Source organism: Micromonospora nigra, assembly GCF_900091585.1.
In the GTDB taxonomy this organism is placed as follows: Bacteria; Actinomycetota; Actinomycetes; order Mycobacteriales; family Micromonosporaceae; genus Micromonospora; species Micromonospora nigra.
On the sequence record NZ_FMHT01000003.1, the window covers coordinates 5,770,486 to 5,783,522 of the forward strand.

Consider the following 13,037-nt stretch of genomic DNA (forward strand, 5'->3'; position numbering starts at 1 on the left):
GATCGAAGGAGCCGCAGTGAGCGCGAGGAGTGAGCCGGGTTTGCGAGCGCCGCAGTCGCGATCGAAGGAGCCGCAGTGAGCGCGAGGAGTGAGCCGGGTTTGCGAGCGCCGCAGTCGCGATCGAAGGAGCCGGCACAGTGACCCCGTTCCCGTTCTCGGCCGTGCTCGGCATGGACGACATGCGTCTGGCGCTGCTGCTCAACGCGGTCAGCCCCGCCATCGGCGGGGTCCTGGTGCGGGGCGAGAAGGGCACCGCGAAGTCGACCGCCGTGCGGGCCCTGGCCGCCCTGTTGCCGCCCGTGGACCGGGTCGCCGGTTGCCGGTTCGCCTGTGACCCGGCGGCCCCCGACCCCGGCTGCCCGGACGGGCCGCACCCGACCCCCGCGGGGGCCGAGCGCCGCCCGGCCCGCCTGGTGGAGTTGCCGGTCGGCGCCGCCGAGGACCGGGTGGTCGGCTCGCTGGACCTGGAGAAGGCCCTGTCCGAGGGGGTACGCGCCTTCGAGCCGGGCCTGCTCGCCGCCGCCCATCGGGGGGTGCTCTACGTCGACGAGGTGAACCTGCTCCACGACCACCTGGTCGACCTGCTGCTCGACGCGGCGGCGATGGGCCGCTGCCACGTCGAGCGGGAGGGCGTCTCGGTCAGCCACGCCGCCCGCTTCCTGCTGGTCGGCACGATGAACCCGGAGGAGGGGGAGCTGCGTCCGCAGCTGCTGGACCGGTTCGGTCTCACCGTCGAGGTCGCCGCCAGCCGCGACCCGGAGGTGCGGGCGGAGGTGGTGCGCCGTCGTCTCGCCGCCGACGCCGACCCGGCCGGGTTCGCCGCCGGCTGGGCCGGGGCCGACGGGCGGGTCGCGGAGCGGGTGGCCGCCGCCCGGGCCCGGCTGGACGCGGTGCTGCTGCCGGACGCGGCGCTGCGCCGGATCGCCGAGGTCTGCGCGGAGTTCGACGTCGACGGTATGCGCGCCGACATCGTCACCGCCCGGACGGCTGTCGCGCACGCCGCCTGGCACGGGCGGGACCGGGTCACCGCCGACGACGTGCGGGTCGCCGCCCGGCTCGCCCTGCCGCACCGCCGCCGCCGCGACCCGTTCGACACCCCGGGGCTGGACGAGAAGCGCCTCGACGAGGCGTTGGAGCGGGCCCGCGCGGCGCATCCCGACGACCCGGACGACGACAGTGGCCCGGCCGACCCGGACGGTGGCCCCGACGGTCCCGGTGGACCGAGCGGTCCCGGTGGTCCCGGCGGCCCCGGTGGTCCCGGTGGACCGGGTGGGCACGATGGTTCCGGTGGACCGGCCGGCGGTCGGCCGGGGGGCTCCCCCGACGGCGCACCGGACGTCGACGACCCCGAGCGGCGGCCGGGAAGCGGCCCGCCGGAGCGCGGCGGGGACGCCGCCGGGCGGGGGCCGGCCGGCGGCGACGGGTGGGACCCCGACGTCGACGGGTGGGACCCCGACGGGGAGCGGCCGGATGCCGACGGCGACGGACGTGCCGACGGCGGCGACCCGCGTACCAACCGGACGGGTCTCCACGAGGGGCGGCCCGGCCGTGACGGCGACGACGGGCGGGCGGCGCGGCCGGTCGCCGTACCCGAGCAGGGGTTGAAAGCGCGGCTGCTCACCGCGCCCGGCGTCGGCGACGGGGTGCCCGGCCGGCGTTCCCGGGCCCGCACCGGACGGGGCCGCACCACGGGTGCCCGGGTGCCCGCCGGACCACCGGGGGCGCTGCACCTGCCGGCGACGGTGCGGGCCGCCGCCCCGCACCAGAGCGCCCGGGGCCGCCACGGCGGGCCGCTGCGGCTACGCCCCGCCGACGTGCGCGAGGCGGTCCGCGAGGGGCGCGAGGGCAACCTCGTGCTGTTCGTGGTCGACGCCAGCGGCTCGATGGGCGCGCAGGAGCGCATGTCGGCGGTCAAGGGTGCGGTCCTGGCCCTGCTCACCGACGCCTACCAGCGCCGGGACAAGGTGGCGGTGATCGCGTTCCGGGGGACGGACGCGCAACTGCTGCTGCCGGCCACCTCCTCCGTCCTGGCCGCCTCGGCCCGGATGGCGCAGCTGCCCACCGGGGGGCGCACCCCGCTCGCGGAGGGGCTGTTCGCCGCGGCCGAGGTTCTGCGGGTGGAGCGGCTGCGTGACCCGCGACGGCGTCCGCTGGTGCTCGTGGTCACCGACGGCCGGGCCACCGCCGGCCACCGGCCCCTGGACCGGGCCGCCCGGGCGGCGGCCGTGCTGCGGGCCACCGGCGCGCCCTGCGTGGTCGTCGACTGCGAATCCGGTCCGGTCCGGCTCGGCCTGGCCCGCCGCCTCGCCGCCCAGCTCGACGCCGATCACCGCCCGCTGGCCGCCGTCACCACCGGCCCCCTCGCCGAGCTGGCCGCCGTTCGCACCGCCCGACTTGAACCGGAGCGTCGCCCCACGGCAGCCGCCGAGGGGCCGCCCACCACCGCCACCGGCCGAAGGAGCGTCGTCTGATGCCGCAGGGAAAGCCCACGCACGTGCCCGCCGACGGGCTGACCACCCGGCAGCGACGGCAGCGGCCGCTGACCATCGTGCACACCGGACAGATGAAGGGGAAGTCGACCGCCGCGTTCGGTCTGGCGCTGCGCGCCTGGACGGCGGGCCTGCCGGTCGGCGTGTTCCAGTTCGTCAAGAGCGCCAAGTGGCGGGTCGGGGAGGAGAACGCCTTCCGCGCCCTCGGCGAGGTGCACGAGCGTACCGGCCAGGGCGCGCCCGTGGCCTGGCACAAGATGGGCGAGGGCTGGTCCTGGATCCAGCGCGGTGGTGACGCCGACCACGCCGCCGACGCCCTGGAGGGCTGGCGGCAGATCCAGCGCGACCTGGCCGCGCAGCGCTACGGCATGTACGTCCTCGACGAGTTCACCTACCCGATGACGTGGGGCTGGGTGGACGTCGACGAGGTGGTGGAGACCCTGCGTAACCGGCCCGGCTTCCAACACGTCGTGATCACCGGCCGGGACGCCGACCCCCGGCTCGTCGAGGCCGCCGACCTCGTCGCCGAGCTGACCAAGGTCAAGCACCCGATGGACGCCGGCCAGAAGGGACAGAAGGGCATCGAGTGGTGACCCCGACACCCGACGACGCTCCCGCCTGGGCGCTGCCCCGCATCGTGGTCGCCGCGCCGGCCAGCGGACACGGCAAGACCACCGTCGCCACCGGCCTGCTCGCCGCGCTGCGGCGCCGGGGTCTCGACGTCAGCCCGCACAAGGTCGGCCCCGACTACATCGACCCCGGCTACCACGGGCTCGCCGCCGGCCGGCCCGGCCGCAACCTCGACCCGTGGCTGGTCGGCGAGGAGCGCGTCGCGTCCCTGCTGCGCCACGGCGCGAGCGTCCCCGCTCCCGCCGACGTCGCCGTGATCGAGGGGGTGATGGGGCTGCACGACGGCGCGGTCGGCCGACGCGGGTACGCCTCCACCGCCCACGTCGCCCGGCTGGTCGACGCGCCGGTGCTGCTGGTGCTCGACACCACCGCCCAGGGGCGCTCCGCCGCCGCGTCGGTGCTCGGCATGGCCGCCTTCGACCCGGGGGTGCGCATCGGCGGCGTGGTGCTCAACCGGGTCGGCTCGCCCCGGCACGAGTCCCTGCTGCGGGCCGCGCTCGCCGAGGTGGACGTACCGGTGCTGGGGGCGCTCCGCCGGGCCGTCGAGGTGGCCGCGCCGTCGCGGCACCTCGGGCTGGTGCCGGTCGCCGAGCGGGCCCCGGAGTCGCTGGCCGTCGTCGACGCCCTGGCCGGGCTGGTGGAGGCCACCGTGGACGTCGACGCCGTGCTCGACCTGGCCCGCTCGGCCCCGCCGCTGACCGCGCCGTCCTGGGACCCGGCCGCCGCCGTCGGTGGACCCGCCGCGACCACCGGCCCGGTCGTCGCCGTCGCCGGCGGGCCGGCCTTCACCTTCTCGTACGCCGAAACCCCCGAGCTGCTCGCCGCCGCCGGCGCCACCGTCGTGCGCTTCGACCCGCTGCGCGACGCGGCGCTGCCGGCCGGTGCCCGCGCCGTGGTCGTCGGCGGCGGCTTCCCCGAGGTGTACGCCGAGGCGCTGAGCGCCAACACCGGGCTGCGCGCCGACCTGGCCGACTTCGACGGGCCGGTCGTCGCCGAGTGCGCCGGGCTGCTCTACCTCGGCCGGGCCCTCGACGACGCCCCGATGTGCGGGCGGCTGCCGCACACCGCCCGGATGACCGGCCGGCTCACCCTCGGCTACCGCGACGCCGTCGCCGCCGCCGACTCCCCGGTCCACCGGGCGGGGGAGTCGGTACGCGGCCACGAGTTCCACCGCACCGTCACCGACCCGCCGCACGGCCGGCATCCGGCGTGGCGGTTCGACGGTGCCGACCACGGCTTCGTCGCCGGTCGGGTGCACGCCTCCTACCTGCACACCCACTGGGCCGGCCACCCGCACGCCGCACGTCGTCTCGTCGAGGCGGCGAGCCGGTGAGCGCGGCTGCGCCCCCCGGCCCGGCGGATGCCGGTCGATCGGGCGTGGCACCGGCCGGGGCGACGCTGACCGGGGTCGGCGTCGGGCCCGGCGATCCGGAACTGCTCACCCTGCGGGCGGTGCGGGTGCTGCGCCAGGCCGACCTGGTGGTCGTACCCGTGCTGGACCGGCCCGACGCGGACGGTTCCGCGCCGCCCGGACGGGCGGAGACCACGGTCCGCGCGCACGTGGCCGAGGACCGGCTGCGCCGGCTGCCGTTCGCCCTCGACGACACCGGCGGCGTCACCGCCCGGCGGGAACGCGCCTGGGACGCCGCCGCGGCGGCGGTGGTGGCCGCGTTCGACGGCGGGGCCTGCTCGGTCGCCTTCGCCACCATCGGCGACCCCAACGTGTACTCCACCTTCGGCTACCTGGCGCAGACCGTTCGGACCCTGCGCCCGGACGTGGTCCTGGCCACCGTGCCCGGTGTCACCGCCATGCAGGACCTGGCGGCCCGCAGCGGCGTGTCGCTGTGCGAGGGCCGCGAACCGCTGACCCTGCTGCCGGCGACCGCCGGGCTGGCCGCCTTCGCCGACGCCCTCGCCGGGCCGGGCACGGTGGTGGCCTACAAGGGCTGGCGGCGGCATCGGGACCTCGTCGCCGAGCTGCGCCGCGCCGGCCGGCTCGACGGCGCCGTGCTCGGCCGCTCCCTCGGCCTGCCCGACGAACGGATCGGCCCCGTCGGGGCCGACGACGACCACCTGCCCTACCTGTCGACACTGCTCGTCCCGGCCCGCCGGGCGCACCGGGGAGGAAAGCTGTGACCGCCACCGCGAAGGTGTGGTTCGTCGGGGCTGGCCCCGGCGCGGCCGACCTGCTCACCCTGCGCGCCGCCCGGGTGATCGCCGCCGCCGACGTGGTGGTCTGGGCAGCCAGCCTGGTGCACGCCGACGTGCTGGCCCACGCCCGGCCGGACGCCGAGATCGTCGACTCGTCCCGGCTGACCGTCGAGGGGGTGCTCCCCCTGTACCGGCGGGCCGCCGCCGAGGGGCTGACCGTGGCCCGGATCCACTCCGGTGACCCCGCCCTGTGGGGTGCCGTGCAGGAACAACTCGACCTGTGCCGGGCCCTCGACCTGGCCGTCGAGATCGTACCCGGGGTCTCCTCCTTCACCGCCGTCGCCGCGCTCGTCGGCCGGGAGCTGACCGTCCCCGAGGTCGCCCAGTCGGTCATCCTCACCCGCCTCGAGGGCGGCAAGACCCCCATGCCGCCCGGCGAGCGGGTACGCGACTTCGCCCGGCACGGCACCACCATGGCACTGTTCCTGTCCGCCGCCCGTTCCGGTCAGGCCCAGGCCGAACTGCTGGCCGGCGGCTACCCGCCGGACACCCCCGTGGTGGTGGCCCACCAGGCGACCTGGCCCGACGAGTTGGTGGTGCGTTGCACCCTGGGGGAGTTGGCGGCCACCGTCAGGGAACACCGGCTGTGGAAGCACACCCTGTTCCTGGTGGGGCCCGCCCTGGCCGCCACCGGCACCCGGTCACACCTCTACCACCCGGGGCACTTCCACGGTTACCGGCGGGCCGAGCCGGCGGCCCGGGCCGCCCTGCGGGCCCACCCCGCCCCGCCCGCCGCCGCCGGCACCGCCCCGCCCGGCGGGGAGGAGACCGCCCGGTGACGTACGCCGAGCCGCCGCTGCGCGAGCCGGACCTGCCGCGCACGGCGAAGGTCCGGCCCACCGCGCTGCGTACCGGCTGGACCACCGGGGCCTGCGCCACGGCGGCGGCGAAGGCCGCGACGACGGCGCTGCTCACCGGCGTGGCCCAGACGGAGGTGGAGATCGCGTTACCCGCCGGGCGGCGGGTGCGGTTCCCCGTCGCCCGCTGCGACGTCGCCCGGGACCGCGCCGAGGCCGTGGTGGTCAAGGACGCCGGCGACGACCCCGACGTCACCCACGGGGCGGAACTGACCGCCACCGTCGGCTGGTCGCCCGATCCGGGCCTGCGCCTCGACGGCGGGCCGGGGGTCGGCACCGTCACCCGGCCGGGCCTCGGGCTCACGGTCGGCGGGCCGGCCATCAACGACACCCCCCGCCGCATGATCGGCGAGGCGGTCGGCGAGGTCGTCGACCTGACCATCCGGGGCGTGCACGTGGTGGTCAGCGTGCCCCGGGGCGAGATCATGGCCCGGAAGACCACCAACCGGCGGCTCGGCATCGTCGGCGGCATCTCGATCCTCGGCACCACCGGGATCGTCCGCCCCTTCTCCACCGCCTCCTGGCGGGCCAGCGTGGTGCAGGCCGTGCACGTGATGGCCGCGCAGGGCGAGCGCACCGTGGTGCTGTGCACGGGCGGGCGCACCGAACGCGCCGCCCGGAACCTGCTGCCGGACCTGCCCGAGGTGTGCTTCGTGGAGGTCGGCGACTTCACCGGCGCGGCGGTCACCGCCGCGGTCGCCGACGACATGCCGTCGGTGGTGTTCGTCGGGATGGCCGGCAAGCTCGCCAAACTGGCCGCCGGCGTGCTGATGACCCACTACACCCGGTCGAAGGTCGACCTGTCGCTGCTCGGCGCGGTCACCGCCGAGGCCGGCGGCGACGCCGACCTGGTCGCGCGGGTCACGGCCGCGAACACCGGCCGGCACGCCTACGAGCTGTGGGACGACGCCGGCCTGCTGCGTCCCGCCGGGGACCTGCTCTGCCGGCGGGTACGCCGGGTGCTGCTGCGCCACGCCGGGCACGCCGTCACCGCCGACGTGGCGATGGTCGACTTCACCGGTGCGCGCCTGGTCGCCTCGTCGGGCCGGTGGACGTGACGACCCGGACCGGGCCCGACCCGGTGCCGGCGGTGACCGTGGTCGGGATGGACGCGGCCGGTGCCCCGCCGCACCCCGTCGTCGCCGCCCTGCTGACCGACGCCGCCCTGGTGGTGGGCGCGGCCCGGCACCTGGCCGCCGTCGCCGTGCCGTCGGGCTGCCCGACCGTGGTCCTCGGACCTCTCGCGCCGGCCGTGGACCGGATCCGTGCCGCCGTCGACGCCGGCACCGGCGTGGTCGTGCTCGCCAGCGGCGACCCCGGCCTGTTCGGTGTGGTCCGGCGGTTGCGGGCGGCCGGGCTCGCCGTGCGGGTGCTGCCGGCGGTGTCCAGCGTTGCCGCCGCGTTCGCCCGTGCCGGGCTGCCCTGGGACGGTGCCGCCGTGGTCACCGCGCACGGGCGTGACCTGCGGCCGGCGCTCAACGCGTGCCGGGCGCTGCCGGCCGTCGCCGTGCTCACCGCCCCCGGTGCCGGGGCCGCCGAGATCGCCGCGGGGCTGGCCGGCTGGCCCCGCCGGCTGCTGGTGGCCGAACACCTCGGCACCGACCGGGAACGGGTGGTCGACACCACCGCCGCGCAGGCCGCCGGCCGGGCCTGGGCCGACCCGCACGTGCTGCTCAGCCTCGCCGAACCGGACCCGGCGGGCGGCATGCGCGCCGACAACCAGCCCGCCGCCGCGCCGGCCGGTGGCTGGGCGCTGCCCGAGTCCGCGTACGCCCACCGCGACTCGATGATCACGAAGGCGGAGGTACGGGCCCTGGTGGTGGCCCGGCTGCGTCCCCGCCTCGGCCGGCTCGTCTGGGACGTCGGCGCGGGCAGCGGCTCGGTCGGCATCGAGTGCGCCCTGCTCGGCGCGGCGGTCGTCGCCGTGGACCGGGATCCGGCCGCGCCGGTCGCGGCCAACGCCGCCCGGCACGGCGTGCGGGTGCGGGTGGTGACCGGCACCGCCCCGGATGCCCTGGCCGGGCTGCCCGACCCGGACGCCGTCTTCGTCGGTGGTGGCGGCGTCGAGGTGCTCGACGCCGTGGTGCGCCGGCGGCCGCCCCGGGTGGTCGCCGCCCTCGCCGCCCTGGACCGGGTCGGTCCCGCCGTGGCCCGGTTGCGTGCCGCCGGCTACACCGTCGACGGCAGCCAGCTCAGCGCCGCCCGCCTGGCCGACCTGCCCGGCGGTTCCGTCCGACTCGCGGCCACCAACCCCGTGGTCGTCCTCACCGGGGAGTGCCCGTGACCGATCACCTGACCAGCGGCCCGGCGGCGTCGGCACGGGCCGACGGCTGCGCCCCCCGGGCGGGACACCGTCCCGGCCGGGTCGGACTCGTCGCGGCCACCGCCGCCGGCCGCCGCCACGCCGCCGTGCTCGCCGCCGCCTGGCCGCACGCGCACGTCGTCGAGGCCGACGGTGTCGCCGAGGCGCTGCGTACCGCCTGGGCCGGGTGCGACGCCGTCGTGGCGTTCCTCGCCACCGGGGCGGTGGTGCGGATCGTCGCGCCACTGCTGCGTGACAAGCACACCGATCCCGCCGTGGTGGTGGTCGACGAGGCCGCCCGGCACGCCGTGGCGCTGCTCGGCGGTCACGCCGGCGGCGCCAACGACCTCGCCGGGCGGGTGGCCGCCGTGCTCGGCGCCACCCCGGTCGTCACCACCGCCACCGACGCCGTGGGCCTGCCCGGCCTGGACACCCTCGGCTGGCCCGTCGAGGGTGCGGTCGCCGCCGTCGGGCGGGCCATCCTCGACGGCGAGCCGGTCCGGCTGGTCGCCGACGCGGCCTGGCCGCTGCCCGCCCTGCCGGACACCGTCGCGCCCGACGCGCCCGGCCCGTACCGGTTGCTGGTCACCGACCGGCTGGTCGAACCGGACCCGTACACCGCCGTGCTGCGGCCCCCGTCGCTGGTCGCCGGTGTCGGTGCCAGCCGGGGCGTGCCGGCCGCCGAGGTGCGCGACCTGCTGCACCGGGTGCTCGCCGACGCCAACCTCAGCCCGGCCAGCCTGCGACACCTGGCCAGCGCCGACATCAAGGCCGACGAGGCCGGCATCGTGGCCACCGCCGACGCGTGCGGCGTACCCCTGGTGACGTATCCGGCGGCGGAGCTGGCGGCGGTCGACGTGCCCCATCCCAGCGAGGTGGTCCGGGCGGCGGTCGGCACCCCCAGTGTCGCGGAGGCCGCCGCGCTGCTCGGCGGCGACGCCGCGCTGCTGGTGCCGAAGACCGCCACGGCGATGGCCACCGTCGCGGTGGCCCGGCACGCCCCGCGCGGCCGGCTGGCGATCGTCGGTCTCGGGCCCGGTGCGGCCGACCTGCGCACCCCGCGTGCGGTGGCCGAGCTGCGGCGCGCCGCCGTGGTCGTCGGACTCGACCAGTACGTCGACCAGGTCCGTGACGTGCTCCGGCCGGGCACCCGGGTGCTCGCCACCGGCCTCGGCGCGGAGGAGGCACGGGCCCGGACCGCCGTGGCCGAGGCCACCGCCGGTCAGGCGGTCGCGCTGGTCGGCTCCGGTGACGCCGGGGTGTACGCGATGGCCAGCCCCGCCCTGGAGTACGCCGACCACCGCGTCGACGTGGTCGGCGTGCCCGGGGTCACCGCCGCCCTCGCCGCCGGAGCCCTGCTCGGCGCTCCGCTCGGCCACGACCACGTGTACCTGAGCCTGTCCGACCTGCACACCCCGTGGGAGGTCATCACCCGTCGGGTGACCGCCGCCGCCGAGGCCGACCTGGTGGCGCTGCTGTACAACCCGCGCAGCCGGGCCCGGGACTGGCAGCTCACCGCCGCCCTGGAGATCCTCGCCGGGCACCGGCCGCCCGACACCCCGGTCGGGGTGGTCCGTAACGCCAGCCGCCCCGGCGAGCGGGTCCACCTGGCGACCCTGGCCACCCTCGACCCGGCGGTGGTGGACATGTACAGCGTCGTGGTGGTCGGCAGCAGCCGCACCCGGACCGTGGCCGGCCGGATGGTCACCCCCCGGGGATACCGGTGGCGGAAGTGACCGCCGCCGGAGGTGGCCGGCCCGGTCCCGGCAGCCGGGCGGCCGAGGAGGCCGGTCGTCGGGCCGCCGTCGTCGTCGACGCCTGCCAGGGCTGCGGCGCGTGCCTGCTCACCTGCCCCACCCACGCCCTGTGGCCCGTGCCCGGTGGCCTCGCCGTCCGCGCCGACCGCTGCACCGGGTGCCTGGAGTGCCTGGAGATCTGCCCGGTCGACGCCATCCGCGTCACCGGCACCCGACCCGAAGGAGACCGATGAGTTCGACCACGGCCGGCAGCCCGGCGACGACAGGCGGGGAGCGGGGGCGGTGAGCCGGGTCGTGCACCCGATCGAGCGGGAGTCGTACCGGATCCTGCGGGAGCGCGTCGCCCTGTCGCACCTGCCACCGTTGACCCGGGCGGTGGTCGAGCGGGTGGTGCACGCCAGCGCCGACCTCGACTACGTCGGCGACCTGGTCTGTGACGAGTCCGCCCTGCGACGGGGCCGGGACGCGCTGCGCGCCGGCGCACCCGTGGTCACCGACGTGGCGATGGTCGCCGCCGGGATCACCACCCGCGACACGGTCTGCCCGGTCGCCGAGCCCGCCACCGCCGAGCTGGCCCGCGCGAGCGGGCTCACCCGTTCCGCCGCGGCGGTGCGCGTCGCGCTGGACCGGGTCGGCCCCGGCGCGGTCTGGGTGGTCGGCTGCGCCCCGACCGCGCTGGAGGAACTGCTCACCCTGGACGCCCGGCCGGCCCTCGTGGTGGGGCTGCCCGTCGGGTTCGTCGGCGCCGCCGAGAGCAAGGCGGCGCTGCGGGCCAGTGGCCTGCCCGGGTTGTCCAACCGCAGCGAGAAGGGCGGGTCGGCGGTCGCCGCCGCCGCCTGCAACGCGCTGCTCCACGCCGAGGAGGAGTCATGACGGGGTTGGTCATCGTGGGGCACGGCACCCGCAGCGAGGCCGGCGTCGCGCAGTTCGCCGCGCTGGTCGACCGGGTCCGGCGCCGCGCCGCCGGTGACGTGGCGGACGTCGCGGGCGGCTTCATCGAACTGTCCCGCCCGCCGCTGACCGACGCGGTCACCGAACTGGTCGACCGGGGCCACCGTGCCCTGGTCGCCCTGCCGCTGGTGCTGACGGCCGCCGGTCACGGCAAGGGCGACATCCCCGCCGCGATGGCCCGCGAGCAGCGCCGCCACCCCGGGCTGACCTACCGGTACGGTCGGCCGCTCGGCCCGCACCCGCTGCTGCACACGGTCCTGGAGGAACGGATCGACGCGGCGCTGGCCGGTGCCGGCCGGGCCGACACCTGGGTGGCGCTGATCGGGCGCGGCTCCACCGACCCGGACGCCAACGCCGAGGTCGCCAAGGTGGCCCGGCTGCTGTGGGAGGGGCGTGGGTACGCCGGCGTGGAGCCCGGATTCGTCTCCCTCGCCGAGCCGTCGGTGCCGGCCGTGCTGGAGCGGCTGCGTCGGCTCGGCGCGCGGCGGATCGTCGTCGCGCCGTACTTCCTGTTCGCCGGGGTGCTGCCGGACCGGATCGTCGCCCGGACCGGCGAGTTCGCCGCCGCGCATCCCGATCTGGACGTGCGGGTCGCCGACCTCATCGGAGACTGCGACGCCCTCGCCGACCTGGTGCTGCAACGGCACGCCGAGGCGCTGGGCGGGGACATCCGGATGAACTGCGACACCTGCGCCTACCGGGTGCTGATGCCCGGCTTCGCCGACAAGGTGGGCCGCCCGCAGACCCCGCACGACCATCCCGACGACCCGGTCGGCGGCCACCACCACGGCCACGGCCACCACCTCCACGACGGCCACGGTCGCGGGCGCGACCACGGCCACGACCACGGGCACGACGGTCACGGCCACGGTCACGGGCACGACGGTCACGGCCACGGTCACGGGCACGACGGTCACGGCCACGGTCACGGGCACGACGGGCACGGGCACGGGCCGGCGCTCGCGCCCGGCCAGGTCGCGGTGGTCGGCGGCGGGCCCGGCCCCGACGACCTGATCACCGTACGCGGGCGGGCGCTGGTCGACGCGGCGGACGTCGTGGTGGTCGACCGGCTCGCTCCGCAGGGGCTGCTGACCGGGCTGCGCCCCGACGTGCTCGTGGTGGACGCGGCGAAGGTGCCCCGGGGCCCCGCCGTGGGGCAGGACACCATCAACGCCACCCTGGTCGCGCACGCCCGCGCGGGCCGACGGGTGGTCCGGCTCAAGGGCGGCGACCCGTACGTGTTCGGCCGCGGCCACGAGGAGGTGCAGGCGTGTCTCGCCGCCGGGGTGCCGGTGACGGTGGTGCCGGGGGTGACCAGCGCGGTGGCGGCGGCGGAGCTGGCCGGGGTGCCCGTCACCCACCGGGGGGTCGCCCACGACCTGACGGTGGTCTCCGGGCACCTGCCGCCCGGGCATCCCGACTCGCTGGTCGACTGGCCGGCGCTGGGCCGGGGGCGCGGCACCCTGGTGCTGCTGATGGCGGTGGACACGATCGCGAAGATCGCGACGGCGCTGGTGGAGCACGGCCGCGCCCCGGACACCCCGGTGCTGGTGGTGCAGGACGCCGGCCATCCCGGGCAGCGGGTGGAGTCCACCCGGCTGGACGAGGTCGGTGCGCTGGCCGTCCGCGAGGGCGTCGCCGCGCCGGCCGTGTTCGTGGTGGGGGAGGTGGTCCGGCTGCGGGCCGCCGTGGACTGAACGAGCCGCCATCGCAAGGTCCAGCCGCCCGAGCGGAGGTCGGTCGGGGCACCCGGCCGGCCAGGGCCGGATGTGCGGGTCGGGACATTCGGCTGGCCAGGGCGGGCGTGGTCGGGTCAGCCGGCCAGGGGGCGGGTCGGGTA

Annotated in this window: 10 protein-coding genes and 1 pseudogene; all 11 read left to right on the forward strand. The window is 77.7% G+C overall.

What is annotated here, in order from left to right; translation table 11 throughout:
* Positions 1 to 75: 75 nt before the first annotated feature.
* The 11 genes and pseudogenes from GA0070616_RS25285 to cobA all read left to right on the forward strand — a co-directional run bounded on the left by GA0070616_RS25285 (position 76) and on the right by cobA (position 12,894).
* Positions 76 to 2,471 (forward strand): annotated as a pseudogene (locus GA0070616_RS25285) (VWA domain-containing protein).
* Positions 2,471 to 3,082 carry a cob(I)yrinic acid a,c-diamide adenosyltransferase gene (cobO, locus tag GA0070616_RS25290; RefSeq protein WP_091088414.1) on the forward strand — a complete coding sequence of 204 codons (612 nt, stop codon included), beginning with the start codon at positions 2,471 to 2,473 and terminating at the stop codon, positions 3,080 to 3,082. Before GA0070616_RS25285 ends, cobO begins: the two are co-directional and overlap by 1 nt.
* Entirely contained in the window at positions 3,079 to 4,452 is a 1,374-nt protein-coding gene (locus GA0070616_RS25295) for a cobyrinic acid a,c-diamide synthase CobB (protein WP_245712895.1), read from the forward strand. The genes cobO and GA0070616_RS25295 overlap by 4 nt, the downstream gene beginning before the upstream one ends.
* Before the next feature lie 44 nt (positions 4,453 to 4,496).
* Complete coding sequence (cobI, locus tag GA0070616_RS25300) at positions 4,497 to 5,255, forward strand: precorrin-2 C(20)-methyltransferase (protein ID WP_091088418.1); 759 nt, start codon at positions 4,497 to 4,499, stop codon at positions 5,253 to 5,255.
* Complete coding sequence (gene cobM, locus GA0070616_RS25305; RefSeq protein WP_091088422.1) at positions 5,252 to 6,109, forward strand: precorrin-4 C(11)-methyltransferase; 858 nt, start codon at positions 5,252 to 5,254, stop codon at positions 6,107 to 6,109. Before cobI ends, cobM begins: the two co-directional genes overlap by 4 nt.
* Positions 6,106 to 7,245: a cobalt-precorrin-5B (C(1))-methyltransferase gene (locus GA0070616_RS25310; RefSeq protein ID WP_091088425.1), complete on the forward strand. Its 1,140-nt coding sequence runs from the start codon at positions 6,106 to 6,108 to the stop codon at positions 7,243 to 7,245. The genes cobM and GA0070616_RS25310 overlap by 4 nt, the downstream gene beginning before the upstream one ends.
* Positions 7,236 to 8,471, forward strand: a complete 1,236-nt coding sequence (gene cbiE / locus GA0070616_RS25315) for a precorrin-6y C5,15-methyltransferase (decarboxylating) subunit CbiE (RefSeq protein WP_342672291.1) — start codon at positions 7,236 to 7,238, stop codon at positions 8,469 to 8,471. The genes GA0070616_RS25310 and cbiE overlap by 10 nt, the downstream gene beginning before the upstream one ends.
* Positions 8,472 to 8,596: 125 nt before the next feature.
* Positions 8,597 to 10,225, forward strand: a complete 1,629-nt coding sequence (gene cobJ / locus GA0070616_RS25320; RefSeq protein WP_245713033.1) for a precorrin-3B C(17)-methyltransferase — start codon at positions 8,597 to 8,599, stop codon at positions 10,223 to 10,225.
* On the forward strand, positions 10,222 to 10,479 hold the full coding sequence (locus GA0070616_RS25325) for a ferredoxin family protein (protein ID WP_091088429.1): 258 nt from the start codon (positions 10,222 to 10,224) through the stop codon (positions 10,477 to 10,479). The genes cobJ and GA0070616_RS25325 overlap by 4 nt, the downstream gene beginning before the upstream one ends.
* 49 nt (positions 10,480 to 10,528) lie before the next feature.
* Positions 10,529 to 11,119 (forward strand): precorrin-8X methylmutase, encoded by a 591-nt coding sequence (locus GA0070616_RS25330; RefSeq protein ID WP_091088432.1) that lies wholly within the window; start codon positions 10,529 to 10,531, stop codon positions 11,117 to 11,119.
* A complete protein-coding gene (gene cobA / locus GA0070616_RS25335) occupies positions 11,116 to 12,894 on the forward strand; it encodes a uroporphyrinogen-III C-methyltransferase (RefSeq protein WP_091088436.1) in 1,779 nt (592 codons plus the stop codon). The genes GA0070616_RS25330 and cobA overlap by 4 nt, the downstream gene beginning before the upstream one ends.
* Positions 12,895 to 13,037: the final 143 nt, after the last annotated feature.